At 67.6% G+C, this 20,376-nt stretch carries 15 protein-coding genes and 1 riboswitch; of the genes, 6 read left to right on the forward strand and 9 right to left on the reverse strand.

Annotation, left to right across the window (positions count from 1 at the left end; all coding sequences use genetic code 11):
* Positions 1-5 precede the first annotated feature (5 nt).
* Entirely contained in the window at positions 6-701 is a 696-nt protein-coding gene (locus VFQ05_03170) for an HAD family hydrolase (GenBank protein ID HET9325748.1), read from the reverse strand.
* A gap of 120 nt (positions 702-821) precedes the next feature.
* Here VFQ05_03170 and VFQ05_03175 point away from each other — a divergent pair, with 120 nt between their 5' ends.
* Genes VFQ05_03175 through modA form a run of 3 tightly spaced genes read left to right on the forward strand, consistent with a single transcriptional unit; the run spans position 822 to position 5,405 of the window.
* A complete protein-coding gene (locus tag VFQ05_03175; protein ID HET9325749.1) occupies positions 822-1,988 on the forward strand; it encodes a prolyl oligopeptidase family serine peptidase in 1,167 nt (388 codons plus the stop codon).
* A gap of 55 nt (positions 1,989-2,043) precedes the next feature.
* Positions 2,044-4,596 (forward strand): M14 family zinc carboxypeptidase, encoded by a 2,553-nt coding sequence (locus VFQ05_03180; GenBank protein ID HET9325750.1) that lies wholly within the window; start codon positions 2,044-2,046, stop codon positions 4,594-4,596.
* Positions 4,597-4,613: 17 nt separating this feature from the next.
* Positions 4,614-5,405 carry a molybdate ABC transporter substrate-binding protein gene (gene modA / locus VFQ05_03185; protein HET9325751.1) on the forward strand — a complete coding sequence of 264 codons (792 nt, stop codon included), beginning with the start codon at positions 4,614-4,616 and terminating at the stop codon, positions 5,403-5,405.
* 4 nt (positions 5,406-5,409) lie between these two features.
* Here the strand turns inward: modA and VFQ05_03190 are convergent, their stop codons facing one another.
* The 7 genes from VFQ05_03190 to VFQ05_03220 form a co-directional block, all read right to left on the reverse strand.
* The gene (locus VFQ05_03190) at positions 5,410-6,711 is read right to left on the reverse strand and encodes a M48 family metallopeptidase (protein ID HET9325752.1); all 1,302 of its coding nucleotides are present in this window, start codon (positions 6,709-6,711) and stop codon (positions 5,410-5,412) included.
* Positions 6,712-6,736: 25 nt separating this feature from the next.
* Positions 6,737-7,123, reverse strand: coding sequence for a DUF488 family protein (locus VFQ05_03195; GenBank protein HET9325753.1), 387 nt, complete (start codon positions 7,121-7,123; stop codon positions 6,737-6,739).
* A 19-nt stretch (positions 7,124-7,142) separates the two neighbouring features.
* On the reverse strand, positions 7,143-8,585 hold the full coding sequence (locus VFQ05_03200) for a FlgD immunoglobulin-like domain containing protein (GenBank protein HET9325754.1): 1,443 nt from the start codon (positions 8,583-8,585) through the stop codon (positions 7,143-7,145).
* Positions 8,586-8,594: 9 nt separating this feature from the next.
* Complete coding sequence (locus tag VFQ05_03205) at positions 8,595-10,592, reverse strand: TonB-dependent receptor (GenBank protein ID HET9325755.1); 1,998 nt, start codon at positions 10,590-10,592, stop codon at positions 8,595-8,597.
* A 109-nt stretch (positions 10,593-10,701) separates the two neighbouring features.
* Positions 10,702-10,886: riboswitch (cobalamin riboswitch) on the reverse strand.
* Positions 10,887-10,948: 62 nt separating this feature from the next.
* Positions 10,949-12,763 (reverse strand): ATP-binding protein, encoded by a 1,815-nt coding sequence (locus VFQ05_03210; GenBank protein HET9325756.1) that lies wholly within the window; start codon positions 12,761-12,763, stop codon positions 10,949-10,951.
* A gap of 1 nt (position 12,764) precedes the next feature.
* Positions 12,765-13,391 (reverse strand): hypothetical protein, encoded by a 627-nt coding sequence (locus VFQ05_03215; GenBank protein ID HET9325757.1) that lies wholly within the window; start codon positions 13,389-13,391, stop codon positions 12,765-12,767.
* 99 nt (positions 13,392-13,490) lie between these two features.
* The gene (locus VFQ05_03220) at positions 13,491-14,219 is read right to left on the reverse strand and encodes a uracil-DNA glycosylase (GenBank protein ID HET9325758.1); all 729 of its coding nucleotides are present in this window, start codon (positions 14,217-14,219) and stop codon (positions 13,491-13,493) included.
* Positions 14,220-14,346: 127 nt separating this feature from the next.
* Here VFQ05_03220 and VFQ05_03225 point away from each other — a divergent pair, with 127 nt between their 5' ends.
* The gene (locus VFQ05_03225; GenBank protein ID HET9325759.1) at positions 14,347-15,123 is read left to right on the forward strand and encodes an enoyl-ACP reductase; all 777 of its coding nucleotides are present in this window, start codon (positions 14,347-14,349) and stop codon (positions 15,121-15,123) included.
* A 189-nt stretch (positions 15,124-15,312) separates the two neighbouring features.
* Positions 15,313-16,362 (forward strand): hypothetical protein, encoded by a 1,050-nt coding sequence (locus tag VFQ05_03230; GenBank protein ID HET9325760.1) that lies wholly within the window; start codon positions 15,313-15,315, stop codon positions 16,360-16,362.
* Between the two features lie 184 nt (positions 16,363-16,546).
* On the opposite strand, the gene VFQ05_03235 is transcribed toward VFQ05_03230, so the two are convergent.
* Positions 16,547-16,837 carry a hypothetical protein gene (locus VFQ05_03235; protein HET9325761.1) on the reverse strand — a complete coding sequence of 97 codons (291 nt, stop codon included), beginning with the start codon at positions 16,835-16,837 and terminating at the stop codon, positions 16,547-16,549.
* 399 nt (positions 16,838-17,236) lie between these two features.
* On the opposite strand from VFQ05_03235, the gene VFQ05_03240 reads away from it, so the two are divergent.
* Entirely contained in the window at positions 17,237-19,462 is a 2,226-nt protein-coding gene (locus VFQ05_03240; GenBank protein HET9325762.1) for an FdhF/YdeP family oxidoreductase, read from the forward strand.
* The last annotated feature ends 914 nt before the right edge of the window (positions 19,463-20,376 follow it).

Genomic DNA, 20,376 nt, shown 5'->3' on the forward strand with positions numbered 1-20,376 from the left:
GAAGGCTAGTCGCCGGCTCGAGGCGCGATCGCGCGGGCCCAGCGAACGACCATCGCGGTGTCGCTCAGGTCGTCGAGCAGCAGGTCGGGCGATTCCCGCAGGAGATCCTCCCGCGTCCTCGTCCCCGTGGTGACCGCGATCGAGTGAGCGCCCGCGGCGCGCGCACACCGGACGTCCTTCTCCGTGTCGCCCACCACCACGCAACGCTCGGCGGGCACCTGCCAGCGCTCGCGCGCGCGTTCCACCGCCAGGCAGGCCAGGGCGTTGCGGTCCGCCGCCTCGTCGCCGAAGGAGCCAAAGGCGAAAGCGTCGAGCAGGCCGAAATGGCCGAGCTTGAGCCGCGCCATGTCGCGGCCGTTCCCGGTGAGCAGGCCGGACAGCCATTGCGGCTCACGGGAGATGGCTTCGAGCAGCTCGCGGACGCCGGGCAGGACTCTCGCGCGACCGGCCTCGAGCCCGGCCTGGGTGCGGTCCCGCACCACTTCCCAGAACCGCGCCGTCTGCGCGTCGTCGAGCGTTCGACCGTGCCGGTCGACCACGCTCTTCAAGAGCAGCGGGTCGAGACCGCCTGCGAACGCGAAGTCCTCGAGCGGGTCCTCGACACCGAGCACGTGCCGGGCGGCCTCGGAAAAGGCCTCGCGCGCGGTTCCGTAGCTCCGGATCAGGGTGCCGTCGACGTCGAACAGCCACACCAGACGCATACGTTCAGACCTTTCCAATTCGCGGTGACGGCGGCCGAGACGAGCGGCCGGCCATGCTAGCATCTTGCGCTCTCGATCCAGCCTCTCTCCCGCATGTGCCCTTCGATGAGGTTCATCGCGATGATCCGCACGGCTTCCCCACGCACTCTGGGCTTGTCCTTCCTCCTGCTCATCGCCGCCGCCCCGCCTGGTGCTGCGAGTCCGGGAGTTCGGATCGTATGCCCGCCGGCGGCGGTCACGGCGACCGACGACGCCAAATGGCGCGTCGGGATCAAGGTCATCAACGACATGGAGGTGGGCATTCTGGGCGACAGCCTGACCTGCGAGGTCGACGACCTCGATCCGGGGATCACGGGAGCCGGCCGGCACTTCCAGGGAACGACGACCACGGTCAGCCAGGTGATGAAGTCCCTGGGCCACCGTGACAGCACGACGATCACCTTCACCGGCTATGCATCGTGCGACCGCGCGCGCCTCACGTTTCGGTTGTTCGGTCATAGCACGACCGGCGAGCCATACCAGGCCACGTGCAGCGTCGAGACCGCGCCCAGCCTGGTCTCCCGCTCCTTCCCGTCCACGTTCATCGAGGACAAGGAAAAGCGAATCGAGACCGTGTTCATCTCCGAGCGCTGGCCGCGCGATGCCTCTCCCGCGATCCTCCTGGTCCACCCCGAGGGCAGCCATGCGCGGCGAATGCTTCCGCTCGCATGGAATCTCGTGAACGCGGGCTACAGCGTCATGATGGTGAGTCTTCCGGGGTACGGCCAGTCCACGGGTCCTTCAGACTTCGGAGGGCCGGCGACGGTGAGAGCCCTGGGGCTCGCGCTCGACGCATTGCGCCGCTCGCCGCAGGTGGACTCGACCCGCATCGGGATATGGGGAATCTCGCGCGGGGCGACCGCGGCGGCGCTGCTCGCGGCGCAACGACCGCTCACCGCTCTGGTCCTGCAGTCGGGGGTGTTCGATCCCTCGACGGCTTATCGGGCGACCCGCAGCGATTCGCTGCGACGCGCACTCGACAAGGAAGGCAAGTCGAACGGGGGATGGAACGCTCGATCCGCGATCAAGGTCGCCCATCGCATCAAGACTCCTGTGCTCTTCATCCACGGCGAAGCCGACACCGAGGCGGTCGCCAACCAGTCCTTGGATCTCGCGGGCAAGCTGCGAGCCTCCGGTGGCACGGTGGAGATGCAGCTCGTGCCCAAGGTCGGCCATGCGGTGCCCTCCAGCGTGAGCTACCCGTTCGTCACCGCTTTCCTCAAGCCTTACCTCAAGCCGGCACGATAGCCGTGCTAGACTTCCCCCGCTTCGGCGGCTTTGGCCGCCCCGGCGGACCCCATCCATGACCCGATCCCCCTCGCTGCGTGCCGCCTCGTCATTGCTGCTCGGAACGCTTCCGTTCGCGCTCGCGGCAGTGCTCGTGGGCTCCGCGGCGGCCAGCGCACGCGATCCCGGGGCACCCAGGAAGGTGAGGGTTTCGCTGGCCGAAGGCCTGACCGCTCAGGCGCTGGTCAGCGCCGGGCTGGACGTGATCGAGGCTCGCCCCGGCCGCTTCGCCATGGTTCTCGAGTGGCCCGGCGATGCCGAGCGTCTGGCGCGGCTCGGCGCGTCCCGCGAGGTGGTCGACGACGATCCCGGCGCCACCGAGGCGCGTCTTGCGCGCGAGGATCTCGCACGCGTTTCGCGGCCGCGCGGCAAGATGGTGGTGAGCGCGGCGCGCGCCGACGGCATCCAGCGCATCGAAGTCCTGCCGCCTTTCGGCTCGGGGAGCTTCGCCGGCTTCTGGACGCTCGAGGAAGTGAAGATGAAGCTCGACGACCTCGTCGCCTCGGACGTCCAGGACGTGGTGGCCGACAAGATCGATACCCTGGGCTATTCGCTCCAGGGCCGGCCGATCTGGGGACTGCGGATCGCCAGGAGCATCCCCGGTCCGGACACGCGTCCGGTGGTGTTCTACAACTCGCTCACCCATGCGCGCGAGCCCGAAGGCATGCAGGCGCTCCTCTACTTCGCCGACGACATCGTCTCGAAGTACGGCAGCGATCCGACCGCCACCTACCTCCTCGATCATCGCGTGCTCTACTTCGTGCCGGTCGTGAATCCCGACGGCTATCGGATCAACCAGGACTACTACTTCGCCTCCGGCGGCGTGGCGTTCAGCTATCACCGCAAGAACGCGCGCGACACCAACGGCAACGGACTCGTGGACCGCGGCACCGACGGCGTCGACCTCAACCGCAACTACGGGTTCCAGTGGGCATTCAATGACACCGGCTCGAGCCCGGTCGCGAGCGACGAGACCTACCGCGGGCCTTCGGCGTTCTCGGAGCCCGAGAGCCAGGCGCAGCGCGACATCGTGATCGCGCTCGGCCCGCGATGCGGCATGTCGTTCCACACCTACGGAGACCTCATGATCCACCCGTGGGGCTACACGCCGCAGGCGACGCCGGACTCTCTGCGCTTCTACGAGTGGGACGACGAGATCACGCTCGGCAACGGATACCACTCCGGCCAGGGCATCCGCGTGCTCTACGAGGTCAACGGCGAGTTCACCGACTGGTGCTACGGCGAGACGGTGCTCAAGCCCCGGATGTTCGCGTGGACGCCGGAGCTCGGTGGTCCGAGCGACGGCTTCTGGCCCTTTGCGTCGCGCATCCTGCCGATCGCCCGCGAGAACCTGCGAGGGTGCTATTGGGTGGCGTCGATCGCCGGGCCGGTGGTGCGGGTCGAGCGAGCGACGCTCGCCGAAGGGGCGCTGCTCCGCGGGGGCGTGGCGCATCTGACCCTCCGTGCGCGCAACAAGGGACTCTCTCCCACGCCTGGTCCCGAGCTGACCGCCACGCTCGTGTCGCTCTCGCCGGGCGCCCACGTGGTGCAGGGTTCGGGCGGCTTGCCGTCGATCGGCTCGTTCCAGAGCGTCGATCAGCCCGCGGCCCTCGGCTTCGCGATCGCCGCCGACGACACGGTGACGCTCGGGCGCAGGCTCAGGTTCCAGGTGAGCTTCAGTGATGCTGCTGGGTTCTTCTCGCGCGACACGCTCGAGCTCTACTGCGGGGCGCCAACCGTTCTGCTCGCCGACGACGCCGAGACGGGCATGGGCAATTGGAGCACGAACACCTGGGCCACTCAGACCGGGGACGCCTACCGGCCCGGAACGTTCTTCTCGGACTCACCGGCTCTCTATCCCAACAACGCCAACCGCACGTTCACCGCCGGCAGCGCCTACAACCTCACGACTGGAGTCCATGCCTACCTCGATTTCCTGGTGCGCTGGGAGTTCGAAGGCGACTACGACGCCGGCGTCGTCGAGGCCAATCTCTCCGGCAACAACTGGACGCCCGCGCCCGCGCGCGCCTCGGTGCCTGCCGGCACGAGCGGGGAGCAGGACCTTCTCTCCGGGGGCCCGATCTTCGAAGGCGCTGGCAAGCTGTGGCGGCCCGAGCGCGTCGATCTCTCGGCGTTCGCCGGACCGACCAGCTCCACGGTCAAGATCCGCTTTCGGTCACTGAGCGACCAGAACACCAACTTCGACGGCTTCCGCGTCGACTCGGTGCGTCTCGTCACGTTCAATCCCGCGAACCAGCCCGCCCCGGTCGCGGTCGGCGAGACTCCGACCGGGGCGGCGCTCGAGCTCGCGGCGCCATCGCCCAATCCCGCTCGGCAGGCCGCCCGGCTGGCCTTCACGCTCCCGGTTGCCGGCGACGTGCGGCTCGAAGTCCTCGACCTCCAGGGGCGTCGCGTGCGCTCACTGGCGGATGGCCGCTACTCCGCGGCGCGCTACGAGCTGGGCTGGGATCTCCTGGATGCGAGCGGCCGGCGTACGCCACCCGGCCTCTATCTGCTGAGACTCACGACCGGGACGGCGTCGGTGACGCGCCGGCTGATGGTGCTCTGAGGACTCCTGGCACACGCATGAAGCGGCTCATGTGGATTCTCCTGGCCGGGATCGGGATGCTCCAGGCGGGGACGTTGGCCGCCGCCAAGCCGACCCGAACCATCACCGTCTTCGCGGCCGCCTCGCTGTCCGAGGCCTTCCAGGAGATCGGCAAGCAGGTCGAGCGCGAGCACCCGGGCTGGAAGGTGCGCTTCAACTTCGCGGGCTCCAATCAGCTCGCGCTCCAGATCGAGCAGGGCGCCAAGGCCGACGTGTTCGCTTCGGCCGATCAACCCTGGATGCAGTACCTGGCGGAGCGGGATCGGCTCACGGGCGACGCTCTCACCTTCGCCCGCAACCGGTTGGTCGCCATCGTGCCGCGCACCAACCCCGCGCGCATCACCAGTCTGCGGGACTTCGCAAAGCGCGGCGTGAAGCTGGCGTTGACCGGCGAGGTGGTTCCGATCGGGCGGTACACGCGAGAGGTGCTGCGCCGGCTTTCCGAGAAGCCCGAGTACGGCGAAGACTTCGCCCGGCGCACCCTGGCCAATCTGGTCTCCGAAGAGGAAACCGTCCGCGCCGTGGTCACCAAGGTTCAGATCGGGGAGGTCGACGCCGGGTTCTGCTACGTCTCCGACGCACAAGGCCCCGTGGGACGCTATCTCCGGACGTTCGCCATTCCCGAGGATGTCAACGTGCTCGCCGAATATCCGATCGCGTTGCTGAAGTCGGCGTCCTCGACCGATGGGGCGGAGGCGTTCATCGATGCCGTGCTGTCGACCGAAGGACAAAAGATCCTCGTCCGCTACGGCTTTCTCGCCGGCTGCTGACGACTCACGAGGCCGGCTTGTAGACGCGGTTGGGCTTCCCCTCGCTCCAGGGGTGATAGCTCAACGCCCGATGCACGCGCTCCGAGAGCGTGGGATGCGAGTAGAGCGCGAACCGGATCCAGGCGGGAGGCTCGGGATTCGACTTGTTCTGCGCGGCGAGCTTCAGGTAGGTGCGCGCCCCGGCGTCGTTGTCCCTCGTGATCTCGAGCGCGTAGACGTCGGCCTCGGTCTCGATCGCGCGAGACACGCCGTTGGAGATCGGCTGGGACAGGAACGCCACCAGAGAGATCAGCGTCAGCAGGAGCGGCAGTGACGCGGGATCGTGGAGCTCGTGGAAGCGCCAGCGCTCGCCGAAGCGGCGCACCGCCCATCGCCCCGCGATGGCCACCAGCCACATGAACGCGAAGCTCCCGATCGCGCTGGCCACGATCCCTTTCCAGATGTGGGCGAGCTTGTAGTGGCCCATCTCGTGCCCCATCACGAACAGGATCTCGTCCTCTTCCATCCCCAGGAGCATCGTGTCCCAGAGCACGATGCGCTGCGATACCCCGAAGCCGTTCACGTAGGCGTTGTAGGTCTTGGTCTGCTTGCTCTTGTCGACCTCGTACACATTGCGCCCGGGGATTTCGGCGCGCTCCGCGAGCTCGAGGATCCGCGCCTTCAGGCGCTGGTCGCGCAGCGGCCGGAACTCGTTGAAGAGCGGATCCACGACCAGCGGCTGGATCAGCACCGCGCCAACCGTGAGCGGCAGCGTCGCGATGGCGCACCAGAGCCACCAGCGGCGCGGGCTCCTGCGGATGGCCACGTAACCGAGCGCGACCACCGGCACCACCCCGAGGAAGACGATGCCCACCAACGCTTCCTTGAGGAAGTCGGCGAGCCAGGCGCCGAAGCTCTGCGTCGAGAGGCCGTACTGATGCTCGATCGCGAACTCCGCATACCACGACAACGGAAACGTCAGCACCAATGTCACGAGGATGAAGAGCGTGAGCACCACGAGGAGCTGGAGCCAACGCGAGCGCGAGAGCCGCGCTGCCACGTCACGCATCTTCGCAGCGAGCCCCGTGAACAGGACCAGAGCGCCGACCAGGAAGGCCGCGGCCGGCTCGATGAACGTCAGTGCGACGCGGGTCGTCCAGTAGGCGCGGTTTTCCGGCGTGAAGCCGGCGCGCATCTCGGCCAGGTAGTCGCGGGGCGGGTGGACGGCGGGGCCCATGACTGCGAGCGAATCGGATGCCACCCCGGCCGATGTCGAGGATTCAGCAGCGCCCGAGAGCGCCAGGACGAGGGCGAGCAGGAGCAACATGGCGTCAATCTAGCCGATTTCGCGGCTACGACATCTTCGCGCCGTGCTGGGCCAGCAGGCGCTTGAGAATCGAGCGGTGGCAGCGCGATTCGTCCTCGCAGTAGCAGCCCACCGAGAAGCTGGCGACGTGCGACAACGCCGCCAGGAGCGTCAGGTCGTGACGGCGCTCCGGCGTGGACATCTCCTTCGTGTACCTGCGGACGTACGCCTTCCACTGCGAGGCCGTCTCTGCGGCGAGTCCGAGCTTCATGACGGGAAGGCTGGGCGCCAGGTTCGGGTACCACACGTCGAACCAATCCTCGGAGGCCCAGCGCGCCTTGGGGACTCCGCGGGGCGGTCGGCGAACGGTCCCGATGCGCATCCCCTCGCCTGCCTCCCGCGGACTCCCCAATCGCACCACGCGCACGCTCATGCGCAGCCGCCCAAGGCTCTCAGCGGATCACGGCCAGCGTGCGGCTCGACGCAGCTCCGGCGGCCACGGCGCGCACGAAGTAGAGCCCTGCTGGCACGCCGCGACCGGCTTCGTCGCGCAGGTCCCAGACCATCTCCCGATCACCGGCCGCGGCCGGTCCACCGATCAGGCGACGCACCGTCCGTCCAGTGATGTCGGTCACGGTCACCTCGACGCGACCCGCGAACGCGAGCCGCAGCGCGATGCGCGCCGAAGCGCGGGCGGGATTCGGCCAAGGTCCCTGGAGGGCCAGCGTCGGCGAGCCCAGCGATCCCGGCACGCTCAGCGGCGTGTCGGTGGCGTGGTCGAACGTGACCGCGACCGGGGGAAGGCCGGTGTTCAATGGCCCGGCGAGCAGCGCGTCCGTGGTGGTGCTGAACACCAGCAGGCCGGGCAGATCCGACCCGGTGGCCGGACTCGGGTTCTTGCACACGTAGAGCTCGTTGCGGTCGTTCATCTCCATGTCGGGCAAACTGAAGCCGCCGTTCACGGTGATCAGCGTCGCGGTCTTGAGCCCGGTGCTCGGGTTCCACACCTGCAGCCGATTAACGGCACCAGCGCTCACCAGCGCGTAGGCATGCGTCGCCGTGTGCCAGACGATGTCGTTGATGTCACCACCCAGCTCGGCCTCGGTGATCCTCACGCCCTGGTTGGTGAATTGGTACGGATCGATCGCCTCGATGCCGCCATCGAGCGCGCCGAAGCTTCCGGCGCAGCCGATCAGCAGCCAGTTGTGCGCCTTGTCGTATTCGAAGCTGGTGACGGGGTTCCTCAGCGTGAGCGGAATGCCCTGCACGCCCGGAGCGGCCGGGTCCACGTCGACCACCATGTCGTTCTGCGTGTCGATCACCACCACCACGCTGGGATTGCTCGCCGCGAAGTTGGTGAGCCGCTGGCAGGCGACGAAGAGATACTGACCGATGCGAATCGAGCGGGCCATTTCGGGAATGCCGTCGCTGTCGGCGAATCCGGCCAGCGAGATCGACGACTGCGGGAGACCCACCCCGCTGGCCGGGTTCACGGTGAGCAGGCTGGCCGAGCCGTAGCGCGGGACATACGCCTTGCTGCTGGTGAGGAAGGTGATGTCCTGGGGGTTGCTCCCGTTCCCCACCGAGAACTGCCGCAGCGTGGCGAGCAGATTGGGATCGATGACCTGGATGTTGTCGCAGCCAAAGCGGCTCACCACGTGGAGGGCTCCGTTGAAGTAGCGGAGCGCGGCGTCGGAGCACACCGGCTCGACGTCCTGAACCACGGTGCGCGTGGCCAGGTTGACCACCGAGAGGCCGCCGGTCGCGAAGTCCGAGGTGAAGGCGAACGCCTTCGTGTCCGCGGCGGCGGCCGGGGAAGCGGGTGCGAGCTGCGTCGCGACGAGGAGACCCGCTGCCCCAAGGGCGGCGGCCGTGGCACGAAGACTTCGTTTCATGAATCCTCCTTAGGGGACCTTGGAGCCCAGCCGGCTCTCGCACGCCATGAACAGCGTGCGGCCGGGAAGTGGAAAGCCGGCGACGTCCGATGCACGCTCGTCGCCGAGGTTCTTCCCCTCGAGCGTGAGACGCAGCGGCCAGGACGCCGGTGACAGCGAGATCCATGCGCCGGTCAGCACGCGGCGGTCGATGCGATAACGGTTGTAGCGGTCGAGGTAGTTGTCCGAGAGCGCATACACGTCGGTCCCGAGTCCAAGCCATCCGCGCGACCACAGGAGCTGCGCGTAACCCTCCTGGCCTGGTCGTTGGGGGAGTCGCTTGCCGGTCCAGTACGGCACGTCGCCCGCGTCGATCGCCTCCTCCAGCGTCAGCGAGGCCGAGGCCCGCAGCGCTCCGGCGCCGAGCTGCAGCGCGAACTCCTCGCCTCGGACCCGAGAGGCGGAGGTGTTCATCGCCCGCACCGTGCTTCGTGTGTTGCGCGTATAGAGGATCAAGTCGCGCGCGCGCGATTCGAAGTGCGCCCAGGTGAGCGCAGCGCTCGTCGAACCACGGACACCTCGCCACGAAGCACCCGCATCCCAGCTCTCGACATGCTCGGGCTCGAGCGCGGGATTGCCGAGCACCACGCCCTGGTTGCCGAACAGCTCCATGAAATCCGGCGGGCGATCGGCCTTGGACCAGTTGCCCTTGAGGTCGACTCCGAAACCGACGGCGACGCGCGCGCCGAGCTGCGGAGAACGCAGCGTGCGCTCGACGTCTCGCGACCGTTCGATTCCCCCCACGCCGACCGAATGAAGCTCGTCCTCGAATCGCTCCCAGCGCTCGCCGGCATGGAGCAGCACCCGTCCCTGGAATGGGCGGAACGAGAGCCCGAGCATCGCGCCGGTGCGGAGCCGCCGGCTCGGCGCCGGGTCCGGAGCGGCGTCGCCGCCGTCGTGGAGCCGCGCTTCCTCCCGGCGCGCCGTCGCTCCTGCTTCGAGCGCGAGCGCCATGGGCAGCAGCGGAAAGGCCAGCTCGAGCTCGGCGTGATCGGCGCTGATGCGGTCATCCGTGTCGTGCGATCCGAGTCCAAGCTCGGCATGGGGATCCTCGAACTGGCTGCGCGTCCGGTCGCTGCTGCCGCGCAGCGCCACGCGCGGCGTCGCGCCGTGCGGCTCCACCACGGCCTCGATCTGCGCCACGCCGAATGTCGTGGCGAGCGAGGTGTGCCGCGCCGGAAGCGCGCCCAGCCCCGGCGTTCCCTGCCGCTTGGTCAGGGCTTCGCCCCGGCCGGTCACGTGAAAGCGCGCGCCGGGGCGCCATGTCACGCTGCCGAGCCCGGTCCAGGCCTCGAATCGATTGTTCGCGCGGGTCACCATGACGTCGTCGGTCGGGTTGAACGGCGTGGCGTTGTCGTCGAGGTAGGAAAAATCGCCGCTCGATGCCTGCAAGCCGCCGTGGATCAGCGCCGACCACGCTCCCGAGGCGCGCGAGGCGAAGGCGCGCGCGTCCCAGGTGTCGAACGACCCGTGCATGACGCGCAGCTCGGGTGGCGCCGTGCCGGTCGGGCTCACGAGATCGATCGCGCCGCCCGGGCCGACCACGCCGAACCCGAGCGGTGTGGGCCCGCGATACACGTCGATCCGCTCCACGGCGCTGATCGGCAGATCGCCGAGGCTCACGACGCTGCGCGCAGCGGAGCTGAGCGGCATGCCGTTCAGGAACACCGCCACTTGTCCGGGCGAGGAGCCGCGCACCGAGACCACGCTGAAGGCGCCGAGCCCGCCATACTGCTGCACGTGGACGCCCGGGAGCTGGCTCATGAGGTCGGGCAGGAGATCGATCGCCCCACCGCGCGCGCCCGGCCGGATCTCCGAGGTGTACGCGGTGGGAATCCGGCGCTCGGCTTCGGTCGGCCGCCGCTCGGTGACGCGGACCTCGGGCAGCGCGACCACGGAGTCGGTGAAGGCGGTGTCCGGCGGCGCCTGAGCCCATGTGGCGCTCGCCGCGGCAAGCGCACAGCTCATGACCGCGAATGCCCAGGCGTCTCTCGCGCCCAAGGAAATGCCCCCTCCCGGGTGACGCGGGAAGGGGCCAGGCGCGATCTCGCTCGCCCGGCGCCCTCCAACGGAGCACCGCGGGTCGTGGCTTCCGGGCAGGTCTCCTGACTCTGGGTCTTGGCGCGAGCCTCGCCTTCCCGACCGCACGGCGGTCAGTGGCTCGTGAGGCTCGCGATACCCATCACAGTGGCGGGACCGTGGGGGACTTTCACCCCTCTTCCCTGTTAGGCCCTGTGGGGCACCCGGAAGATGTGCGCGGCACCATCGCGCCGGGTGGCTCCGGCGTCAAGCGCTTTCTCAGATCCGCGGATGCCGTGCGGAGATCAGGCGGCTTTCAGCGTGGAGTCGGCGCCGCGATAGGGAACGCGGATCGCGAACGTGCTGCCCTTCTCCGGCCTGCTCTCGGCTTCGATCCGGCCGCCGTGAGCCTCCACGATACCGCGCGCCAGCGTGAGGCCTAGCCCGAGGCCGGCGGAATTGAACTCGAGCGTTCCCGAAGAATGATGGTTGAGCGAGTCGCGCACCGAGAACGAGCGGCGCAGCACTTCGTCCAGCTTGTCCCTGGTGATGCCGATCCCGGAGTCGCGAACGCTCAGCACGAGGTCGTCGCCATCGCGTGCGCCACGCACGTCGATGCTGCCGCCGTTGGGCGTGAAGCGGATGGCGTTGCGCACCAGGTTCGCCAGCGCCTGGGTGAGCCGCGGGCCATCGACGTGGGCCGCTGAAAGCCCCGGCTCCACTTCGGTGGTGATCGAGAGATCGCGGTCGGGCGCATCGCCGGCGGCGATGCTCACCGCCTGTCGGACCAGGCCCTCGATCTCGTGATTGCCGAGCGTGAGCACCAGCCGGTCGCTCTCGATCTGAGCCACGCGAGTCGCGTCCTCGGCGATGCGGGTCAGCGATTTCAGGCTGCGCTCGATCGCCGCCAGCGCGCTCTGCTGCTTTTCGCTGATGCCACCGAGCGTGCCGTTCGAGAACAGCTCCACGAATCCCTTGATCACGCTGATCGGCGTTCGCAGCTCGTGGGAGGCGATGCTGATGAATTCGCTCTTCACGCGCGCCACTTCCTCGAGGCTCTTGACGTAGTCCTTCTCGTGCTCCCGCATCTCCTCGAAGCGCTCGGCGAGATAGCCGATCTCGTCCTGGCTGTTGACCTGGAGCGGGAAGTCGTAATTGCCGCGCTTCATCTCCTCGGCGCCGCGCACCATCTTGAGCATGGGCCGGGTGATGCGCTCCGACACGATCAGCCCGACGATGAACGAAGCGAGAACGGCGAGCATGCCGAGCTGGCCGAGGCCAGCCTGCACCCGGCGAAGGAATGCCGTTTCGACGTCGAGCGGACGCTGCAGCACGTAGAGCTGGCGGCCCTTGGGGTCCGACTCAGGGATGCGGCGCACCAGCGTGAGGTAGGTGGCCGAGCCGCCATGCACCTCGCTGAGCGCGTCCTCCTCCCCATCGAGGTCGGCCTCCAGCACCGCGTCCATGAGCGCGCCACGGTCCGCGTCTCCCGTGACCGTGCTGCCGGTCGGCTGCTGTCCGGAGACGAAGGTCACCTCGCTGTGGGTCAGCCCGCGCAACCTCGAGGCGAGCGCTTCACCGATCTCGGCGCCGAGCACGAGCGCGCCGACGACCCGCCCTCCAGCGACCACCGGGGTGACCGTGGCCTGGAGCTGGGCCTCCTTCTCCACCAGGATGCCCGACGCGGGCTCGCCCTCGAGCGCATGCCGCACCAGCCGCTCGCGGGTCGCCTGCGTGGAGGAGAGCCGGCCCACCGATGCCAGCATGCGGCCGTTGCGATCCAGCACCTCCAGCAGATCGCTCTGGGTGATGGCGTGGAAGTCGCGAGCCACGCCACGCACGGTGGCGCGGTACTGCGTATCCCCCGGCTCCGTGGGGAGTGTGAGCACCGAGAAGAACCGCGGGTCGCGCACGATCACCTGCGCGGTGACGCCGAGCGCGTCCGCGCGCGCCGAGAGCATGTTCTCGAACACGTTCGCCGAGCGCCGAAGGCTTTCGTGGATGTTGTCCTCGAGGTGGCCCGAGACGTTGCGATTGACGAGCCACAGTGTGCCGAGCGCCAGCAGAACGGGTGCGAGGGCGGTGAAGGCGAGCAGTTTCCAGCGCAGTCGAAGACGCATGTCAGTAGCCCAGGGCGAGCACCGCGTCGCCTCGCTCCGGAATCTGCACCTGACGACGTTGCTCGCCGATGCTCGGGTGCCAGACGTGAAGGGTGTAGCGGCCGGGTGGCAGCGGTGGGAGCTTGAAGTCACCGGAGCGGCGAGGAGTCGCGAAGACCTTGTGCGACATCACCACGACGTATCCCGACATCCATGGATGGATGTCGCAGAACAGGTTCACGACGCCGGGGCGCTCGAAGGTCACCCGCTGGCTGGAGCGCGGCGGATACTTGCCGAGATCGAAGCGCTGGGCGGGTGAGACGCTGAACACGTTGTGGTAGACGCGGTCGCGGTTGGCGAAGTCGACGGTGCTGCCGGCGATCACCGTGGTCACCAGCGGCGTGAAGCTCCGGTTGCTCTGGACGACGCGTTTCTGTTTCGGCCTGGCGCGGTAATGGTGCGCGAGCTTCTCGGGGAGGGGGTCCACCCACAGCACGGCCTGCTCCACTTTCGGCGCCTCGATGACCGTCCCCAAAGGCGTGGCCTGGCGGCTCGAGTCGAGCCGAAGCCGGCCGCGAATCACACCCGCCTCGGCCTCGGTGGCGTACAGCAGCAATGCCGCGAATGTCACTGCCTTGCCGGGCTTCATCGAGCGCAGTCCATGCGAAATCTCCCACACCGGCGTCCAAAGGGTGTCGATGTGCTATCGGCATTGTCGGGCAATGACTTGAGAAGAGGCCGTCCCGGATCAGGACGGACCGAGAATCTCGCGGGCGCGGCGGAAGATGCGGTTCCACATCGGCCGGGTCAGCTTGCCGGTATTGGTGTTCTGTCGGCTGGGATGGAAGGAGCGGATCAGCAGTGGACCGCCGTCGAGCGCGGTCAGAGCACCGTGCTCGAACGCGGGGCGCGAGCGCGGCGGCAAGCGCTCCCACCAGCCGGAAGCGCGAAGCCAGGCGTCGAGGGCGATGCGTCCGAGCGTCAGCACCACCTTCACGCGCTCGAGAAGCGCCAGCTCGGCCTCGAGGTAAGGCCTGCAGTTCGCCAGCTCCCCCGGGGCAGGGCGGTTGTCGGGCGGCGCGCAGCGCGCCGCCGCCGCGATGTAACAGTCGATGAGCTCGAGCCCGTCGCCCCGGCGCGCAGACGTCGGCTGCGAGGCGAAGCCGTTCTCGAAGAGCGCGCGGTAGAGCCAGTCCCCGCTCGAGTCGCCGGTGAACGATCGCCCGGTGCGGTTGCCGCCGTGCGCCGCGGGCGCCAATCCCACGATCAGCAGTCGCGCGCGCGGATCACCGAACCCGGGGACCGGCTTGCCCCAGTAGGTCTGGTCGCGGAACTCCCGCTTCTTCTCGGTGGCGATGCGCGTGCAGAAGGCTCGGAGGCGCGGACAGCGCTCGCAGCGCACCACGGCGCGCGCCACCGCATCGAGCGAAGCGTAGCGGGAAAGCGGCGAGGGCTCGCCGCGCTTGACAGGCTCCACTCTGCGGGGTCCTATTGCTCGCTCCTTTCACGCCGGGTCGCACGGTGCCGGCTGCTGGAAACCACGGATCGATCCTCGCACAACCGATGCGCCGGCAAGTACGGGCCGCGCGCCGGAGTATGGAGACATGATCTCGATCGACTTGAGCGGCAAGCATGGGCTGGTGATGGGGGTCGCGAACCACCGCAGCCTGTCGTGGGCGATCGCCGACAAGCTGCATCAGGCGGGCGCCGACCTCTGCCTCACGTACGCGAACGAGCGGCTCAAGGGCATGGTCGAGGAGGTCGCGAAGGACCGCCCGAGAATCATGCTGCTCGAGTGCGACGTCACGCAGGACGCGCAGATCGACGCGGTCGCGAAGCGCCTCGGCGAGCAGTGGGGCGGAATCGACTATCTGGTCCACGGCATCGCCTTCGCCAAGAAGGAAGACCTCGAGGGTCTGTTCGTCGGGACGTCGCGGGACGGTTTCCAGCTGGCGCTCGAAGTCAGCGCCTACTCGCTGCTCAACGTGACCCACCGCATGCTGCCGCTGCTCGAGAAGAGCGGCGCCAGCATCGTGACGCTCTCCTACCTGGCAGCCGAGCGCGCGGTTCCCTCCTATAACGTGATGGGCAGCGCCAAGGCCGTGCTCGAGCAGAGCGTGCGTCAGATGGCGCTCGAGCTCGGGCCGCGGAAAATCCGGGTCAATGCCATCTCGGCGGGGCCGGTGAGCACGCTGGCGGCCCGCGGCATCCGTGGCTTCACAGACATGCTCAAGAAGCACGCGGAGCGCGCCCCGCTGCGCCGCAACATCACCAAGGAGGAGGTCGGCAACGCCGGCTTGTTCCTGCTCTCCGATCTGGGAAGCGGCATCACCGGCGAGGTGATGATGGTGGACGGCGGCTACAGCGTCATCGCCTGGTAGCCGATTCGGGGCGCGCGCCCCGTCGCAACGGCGCATCGAACCGTGGCGGCTTGACGATCACTTGTCCTCCCGATGTCGTGAGTAGCCGCTGTTTTCCGGGCAATTCCGCGCCGGAATAGCGACCCACCCTTGGCGTACTTCCTGCGTTCCAAGGCGGCAACGACCTGACCCGCCAGAAGGGAGAACGTCATGTTCACCACCGCTACGTTGATGGGCTGCCTCCGCCCGGTCCTCCAGTGGACTCGCGCGCGGCTGGCGGTCGACACCTCTGCGGCGCTGCGCGCGTTTCAGCGCGTGGTGGCCATCGAGCCGTGTCGGGTTCCCGCGCCGGTACCGATTCCGCTGCCTCGTCGTCCTCGCGCCTTCTCGGCGATGATGGTCGGCGCGCTCGCGCTCGTCGCGACGCTGCCAAACGTCTCGCAGGCGCAGGCGTGGCATGGCGACAACGATTCGTGGCAGGGCAACCGAAACCGCGGATTCGAATTCGCCGCCGATGGACGTCTCGTGGACGTCCAGGTGCAGGTCGAAGGCATGGGCACGGTGCCGCTCTATACCGCGAACGGCCGTTTCGACCGGCGCTACTTCCAGGCGTTCAAGGGACGCAATTACAGCCTGGTGGTTCGGAACAACACCAACCGCCGTGTGGGCGTCCTGCTCGCCGTGGACGGCCTCAACGCCATCAATGGCCAGAAGTCGAGGCTGTCCCGCAACGAGTCCATGTACGTCCTCGATCCGTTCGAGAGCACGGTGATCAAGGGCTGGCGCACCTCGATGGATCGCGTTCGCCGGTTCGTGTTCGTGGACGAGGAGCGCTCGTACGCGGAGCGCGTCGGGAAGGCCAACGGCGACATGGGTTGGATCCGGGTCCTGGCGTTCCGTGAGCAGCGTCCTTACTGGGACGTCCCGGGCAGGATCCGCTCGCAGGAGCCCGACGAGTTCGAGGGGCGTGGAGAAGAGGCGCCTCGCGACCTGCAGGGACTGGATCGCGCTCCGTCGCCGAGCAACCGTTCGTACGCCGACGAGCAGTCGAATCCTGGCACGGGTTGGGGCAACTCGCAGCGTGACCCGGTGTCCCGGACGCACTTCCTGGCCGAGGCCAGCCCGGTCGACCACGTGATCCTGCGCTACGAGTACGCGAGTGGTCTGCGCGCGCTCGGCATCCGGATCTGGAATGGTCGCAACCGGACCTGGGAGCGTGAGCGTGGCGAGCTGGGATTCGCGGCTCCCCCGAACTGGTAAGCCGAGTCCGTCGTCAAGCAGCCGGGACCCGCAGGGATGCGGGTCCCATTTCAATTCTGGAGGCGGGGACAAAAACCGACGGCGATGCCGCAGCGGGCATCGCCGTCGTGATCAGCAATCAAGCGCGTGAAGGGGACACCCAGGAGTCCACCGGGTCGCGCGCTCACTGCTTCCCACGCCTCTCCTACCCTTGCTTCGCCACCTTGGTTCCAACCGGTCGAGGCGCGGTTGCGAACTCCTCCGTCTGCACCGCAAGCAGCACCTTCCCGATGGTCACCTCGGCCCAGGACATTCCCTCGGCCTTCTGTTCCTTCTTCACGAGCTGGGTGGGGATTCCGGCGATCGCGTCCGCGATCTGGACTGCGGCGGCGGCGGTCACATCCGGGGGATTCAGCGGCTGCGCGACGGCGTGGGTCGCGAAGCCAACGACGAGCATCGACGCCGTGAGCGTGGTCTCGATGCGCGGCATTTTCATGTCTGCCCTCCTATGGCGTCGACGCCTGTGCGCCTCGTCGATCCATGCCCTCGATTCCTGAGGGCCATATGCCCGAGGTCCTAACAACCCACGTGCCGAAATCGAGGTGGAGCCTCAGTCCCCGCAAGCCCCTCGAAAATAATGCTCCTCGCCCCCGCCACCTGCGACGGAGCTCGCTGTACGAACGGGCAGGGACGTGTACGAACGTCCGCGCCTTGGGCCGAACCTACAGCCTGGCTCGGCGGATGCAGGCAGCGGGAGCGCGCATGGCTTAGGCGGCGTGAACCCGCTAACCTCGCGTCCATGTGTGCGCGTCCGCGATCGAAACGCAGCGACCAGCCATTGCCGCCGCTGCAGGGGGCTGTCCCCCGGCCCAGGCCATTCCGCCCCTACCGGGGCATGCTCCGGGTGGCATGGGAGAACCGTGACCAGCTGGCATACGCCTGGAGGATCCTGGCCCGCGGCGTATGCGATGGCTGCTCGCTCGGACCGCGGGGCATGCGCGACGACGTCATCAAGGGCATCCATCTGTGCATGACACGCCTCGACCTCCTCCGGCTCAACACGATGGGCCCGATCCCGGATGACGTCCTCGCCGACCTCCCGGCTCTGAGGGCACGCCGGAACCGCGATCTCCACGGCCTCGGACGGCTTCCCTATCCGATGGTGCATCGCGAGGGCGATGACCGGCTGCACCGGATTTCGTGGGACGAGGCGATGAGCATCGTCGCCGAGGAGTTACGGGACTTGCCGGGCGAGCGCATGGGCTTCTTCGCCACCTCCCGCGGCCTGGTGAACGAGACCTACTACTCGTTCCAGAAGGCCGCGAGGCTGCTGGGATCCAATCACGTGGACCTGTGCTCGCGGCTCTGCCACGCCGCCAGCGTCTCGGCCCTCAAGGACACGCTGGGGATCGCGGCGCCCACCTGCTCGCTCAAGGACATGATCGGCTCGGACCTGGTGGTGATCCTCGGCTCGCATCTCGCCAGCAACCAGCCGGTGACCACCAAGTACCTCTGTTACGCGAAACGCCGGGGCACCCGGATCGTGGTGGTCAACCCGATGCGCGAGCCCGCGCTCGAGCGCTACTGGGTGCCGAGCGACGTCCGCAGCGCGCTCTTCGGATCGCGTCTGATGGACGACTTCTTCCAGGTGGCGGTCGGCGGCGACGTGGCGTTCCTCCACGGCGCGATGAAGCACCTGATCGAGATCGATCGAGTCGATCACGAGTTCATCGCCCGCCACACCTCCGGATTCGAAGCGCTGCGCGCGCACCTTCGCGAGCTGACGTGGGAACGGCTGGAGTCCGACAGCGGGCTTTCCCGCGACGACATGCGGCGCTTCGCCGAAGAAGTGGGGCGCGCACGCTCGGCGGTGTTCGTCTACAGCATGGGCCTCACCCAGCACCGATTCGGCGTCGACAACGTGAAGGCGGTGGTCAATCTCGCGCTGGCAGGCGGGTTTCTCGGGCGCGAGAAGTGCGGGATCATGCCGATCCGCGGGCACTCGGGCGTCCAGGGGGGCGGCGAATGCGGCGTGGACCCGGACAAGTATCCAGGCGGACTCGAAGTTGCCCACGAGCCGGACCGCCGCCGCTTCGAGACGCTGTGGGGCCGGCCGCTTCCGAGCGCCAAGGGACACCGCACGCTGCAGATGCTCGAGGCGGCGCATCGCGGGGAGATCGATCTCCTCTACTCGCTGGGCGGCAATCTGCTGGAGACCATGCCGGATCGCGCCTACATGCACGAGGCGCTGTCCAATGTTCGCCTCCGGATCCACCAGGACATCGTGCTCAATACCTCGTCGTTGCTGCCTGGCCGAACCGTGCTGCTGCTGCCGGCCGAGACCCGTTACGAGACCGTGGGCGGCGGCACGGCGACGAGCACGGAGCGCCGCATCCGGTTCACGCCCGAGATTCCCGGGCCCCGCATCGCCGGCGCGCGGCCTGAATGGCGCATCCCGGTGGACGTGGCCACGGCCGCGCGGCCCGATCTCGGGAGCGCATTCCGCTGGAGCACGACCGCCGACATCCGCCGTGAGATGGCGGAGGCCATGCCGATGTATGCCGGCATCGAGAAGCTCGAGCGCGAAGGCCAGTGGGTCCAGTGGGGCGGCGAGCGTCTGTACGCCGATGGCTTCGACCGGATGCCCGAACGCCGCGCGCGTTTCAACGCGGTGCCGCTTCCCGAAGTGGTGATTCCCGAAGGCTGGTTCTACATGACCACGCGTCGCGGCAAGCAATTCAACAGCATGGTCTTCCATTCGAAGGACTTTCACGTCGGCGGCCGCGATCGCGATTCGGTGCTGATGAATCCCGGCGACGCGGAGAAGCTCGGTGTGCGCGATGGGGATCCCGTGCGGCTCCGCTCGGATGTGGGCGAATGGACAGGCCGCGCGCGTCTGGCCTCGATGAAGGAGCGCCACCTGCAGACCTACTGGCCCGAAACCAACGTGCTGATCCCGAGGCGCTTCGATCCGGTTTCGGGTGAACCGGATTACAACGTGCTCGTCACCGTCGAGCCCGTGAGCGCGCTGCCTTCGACGCGACCGGCGCGCGTGGACGTGGAACCGGAGACCGCCCCGGTGACGCCGACCGAGCCGGCGATGGCGCGCGGGGTCACGTAGCTAGGTCATCGATAGAGAGACTTGATAGACCCCCACGTCTCCTTCTTGGTGGCCGTGGGAAAGTCACAAAACTCAATATCGAAGGCTAGGTCACAACAAGAGTATTCGGTAGGAAATTGTCGAAGGCCACATCCTAGTCCTAGGCTCCTGCCGGTTATCCATAGAGAGCCATCGGAATAAAGATCTCTTCCCCCCATGAAATCGGTGTAGGCATCACATTCCCCCTGAAGAAAGAAGCAGTACGTGGCCATTTCCGGTAGTTCCAGGGGCGGATCGAAAGCATAACGGAACTCTATGGGGTTAATGCCGTCACCGTATGGGACAACGAGGGTTGGTCCCCTGAGAATCAGATCTTGGGTTAGGGGCATTCCTGTTGAATCGACCCGACAGATAAATAAGCGAACTCCGAACCCTAGCGAATCCTGCACGGGCACTCGCCACGCAGTGATCGACTGGATAAATCTGGCTGGAGCCTGAAAAGTCTGCCCCACAGCCATTCCCAGGATTGTTGATGCAGCTCCGGGGGCAACAGAGGGATCTACTCTGACGGAGACCGCGTTGCATTCAGCCGCTGACAGAGAACGGCTCAGAAGAAAAGAAAATACAATTGCCCAGCAGACTAAGCGGCTGACTAGGCGCCAAGGGTCCATGGGATAGCCAGCGATCGAGACCGTGGGGTGTGCTACCTAGCAGAAGTGAGACGTAGTTCAACGTAGCTTAGCCGGGATTGGGGTCACCGTCTCATCGAAGATTGTGCTTGCGTTGGCCCCCCCCCCGGCAAGTGAAACTTCGCCCGGGCGATCCCCAATGAGCCCAGCCTAGCCGCACGCCGGTGTCTGCCGGGGCCTCTCCAACTCGAATCGACATCAGCCCCAGTTCCGCCGACGCGAGTTCCTCTCTTACGTGGCTGCCGG

The sequence above is a fragment of the Candidatus Eisenbacteria bacterium genome (assembly GCA_035712145.1).
Lineage (GTDB): Bacteria > Eisenbacteria > RBG-16-71-46 > RBG-16-71-46 > RBG-16-71-46 > DASTBI01.

What these genes read in the sequence shown, in the direction of transcription:
- VFQ05_03170 (HET9325748.1), bottom strand. Translation starts at nt 701, where the DNA reads ATGCGTCTGGTGTGGCTGTTCGACGTCGACGGCACCCTGATCCGGAGC.
- VFQ05_03175 (HET9325749.1), top strand. Translation starts at nt 822, where the DNA reads ATGATCCGCACGGCTTCCCCACGCACTCTGGGCTTGTCCTTCCTCCTG.
- VFQ05_03180 (HET9325750.1), top strand. Translation starts at nt 2,044, where the DNA reads ATGACCCGATCCCCCTCGCTGCGTGCCGCCTCGTCATTGCTGCTCGGA.
- modA (HET9325751.1), top strand. Translation starts at nt 4,614, where the DNA reads ATGAAGCGGCTCATGTGGATTCTCCTGGCCGGGATCGGGATGCTCCAG.
- VFQ05_03190 (HET9325752.1), bottom strand. Translation starts at nt 6,711, where the DNA reads ATGTTGCTCCTGCTCGCCCTCGTCCTGGCGCTCTCGGGCGCTGCTGAA.
- VFQ05_03195 (HET9325753.1), bottom strand. Translation starts at nt 7,123, where the DNA reads ATGAGCGTGCGCGTGGTGCGATTGGGGAGTCCGCGGGAGGCAGGCGAG.
- VFQ05_03200 (HET9325754.1), bottom strand. Translation starts at nt 8,585, where the DNA reads ATGAAACGAAGTCTTCGTGCCACGGCCGCCGCCCTTGGGGCAGCGGGT.
- VFQ05_03205 (HET9325755.1), bottom strand. Translation starts at nt 10,592, where the DNA reads ATGAGCTGTGCGCTTGCCGCGGCGAGCGCCACATGGGCTCAGGCGCCG.
- VFQ05_03210 (HET9325756.1), bottom strand. Translation starts at nt 12,763, where the DNA reads ATGCGTCTTCGACTGCGCTGGAAACTGCTCGCCTTCACCGCCCTCGCA.
- VFQ05_03215 (HET9325757.1), bottom strand. Translation starts at nt 13,391, where the DNA reads ATGAAGCCCGGCAAGGCAGTGACATTCGCGGCATTGCTGCTGTACGCC.
- VFQ05_03225 (HET9325759.1), top strand. Translation starts at nt 14,347, where the DNA reads ATGATCTCGATCGACTTGAGCGGCAAGCATGGGCTGGTGATGGGGGTC.
- VFQ05_03230 (HET9325760.1), top strand. Translation starts at nt 15,313, where the DNA reads ATGTTCACCACCGCTACGTTGATGGGCTGCCTCCGCCCGGTCCTCCAG.
- VFQ05_03235 (HET9325761.1), bottom strand. Translation starts at nt 16,837, where the DNA reads ATGAAAATGCCGCGCATCGAGACCACGCTCACGGCGTCGATGCTCGTC.
- VFQ05_03240 (HET9325762.1), top strand. Translation starts at nt 17,237, where the DNA reads ATGCTCCGGGTGGCATGGGAGAACCGTGACCAGCTGGCATACGCCTGG.